We start from the raw sequence: 1471 nt of genomic DNA on the forward strand, positions 1-1471 counted from the left end.
TGAGCGTCTCGTGGGCTCGGAGTTGTGTATAAGAGACAGCCGTGGTCCCCCACACCCCCGCCTCCGCCACCCGCACGGAGAGCTCCGGCTCCCACCGCAGCCGCCAGGTCTCCCGGAACGTACCGGTGCTCCCCCGCGACTCGGCCGGCTCGCCCCAGCCGATCCCCAGGAGCCGGAGGCGATGCAGCAGCCTGCTGCGTGCCGCATCCGTCTCCTTGCGCAGATCGAGCTCCAACTCCCGTTCCAGCGCCTCCGGCTTGAGCCGGAGCTTCCGCTGCAGCCGTGTGAGGTCCCGCTGCAACGGCACCGCCGGCGCCGAGTCCGGCACCTCCCCCAGGACGTCCCCGACGACGAGCTTGTCGTGCACGAGGGAGAGCGGTACGTCGGAGCCCTCGCACAGCACCGACCGCACCGCGTCCGTCGTCTCGCTGAGCCCCGGCAGCGGACGCCCCCGCATCACGGCCAGCGTGTCCGCGAGCCGCACCGCCTCGATGACGTGCGCGGACGACACGACCCTGTCCTCGTCGCGGAGCAGCCGCGCGACCTTGGTCAGCCAGCGCTCGACGGGCCGGTCGGGCACGCTGAACAGATGGCCGTACCAGCCGGGCGACGCGATCCCCGCCCCGTACCCGCTCGCACGGGCCAGCCTGCGGTGCGTCCAGGGCACCCAGGTCATGTCGACCTTCACCTTGGGCAGCCCCTTGAGCAGCGCGCGGTCGGCCGCCAGGGTCGCCTTCCGCCGCAGCGCGGGCACATGCCAGGCCCCGCACACGACAGCGACCCGATCACCGCCGAACTCGCGTTGTGCAGCGTGGAGTTGGATCCGCATGTACGCCTCGCGGACCAGGTCGCGGTCGTGCCCGCCGCTCCCGTACTCCTCCCGCAGCACCCCCATGGCCTCGCCGAGCGCCTCGAACGGCGCGAACACGTCCCCGCCCGTGCCCCGGTGCTCCACGACGTCCTCCCACCACCGCTCGGGATCGTCGTATCCGGCGGTCTCGGCGAGCACGGCGATGGGGTCTCCCCTGCTCGAACGGAGTTGAGAGCTTGGGAAAGGATCGATCCGCACCGCGTCCGCGTCGGCGTCGGCGTCGGCGTCGGCGTCCACATCCACGTTCACATCCACATCCGCATCCGGATCCGCCGCGCTCTCCACCCATGCCAGCGAATGCGCCGCCGGGAGATCCATGAACCGCACCGGAACCCCCGCCCCCGCGGCCCACCGGATCGCCACCCACTCCGGAGAGAACTCGGCGAGCGGCCAGAACGCCGAGCGGCCCGGCTCGTCCACCACATGCGCGAGCAGCGCGACCGGCGGCCGCATCCCCTCGTCCGCCGCGAGCGGCACCAACGCGTCGGCCTCCGGCGGCCCCTCGATCAGCACCACACGGGGAGCGGCCTCCTGAAGCGCGGCCCGCACCGCCCGCGCCGACCCCGGCCCGTGGTGCCGCACGCCGAGCAGCAGCGGCCC

Annotated in this window: 1 protein-coding gene; it reads right to left on the reverse strand. The window is 73.1% G+C overall.

Annotated elements, in window-relative coordinates:
• Positions 1 to 1471, reverse strand: a 1471-nt coding sequence (locus E2651_RS43120; protein ID WP_245239559.1) for a DUF5682 family protein, incomplete at both ends; no start/stop codon positions are given.

The sequence above is a fragment of the Streptomyces sp. MZ04 genome, assembly GCF_004684775.1.
In the GTDB taxonomy this organism is placed as follows: Bacteria; Actinomycetota; Actinomycetes; order Streptomycetales; family Streptomycetaceae; genus Streptomyces.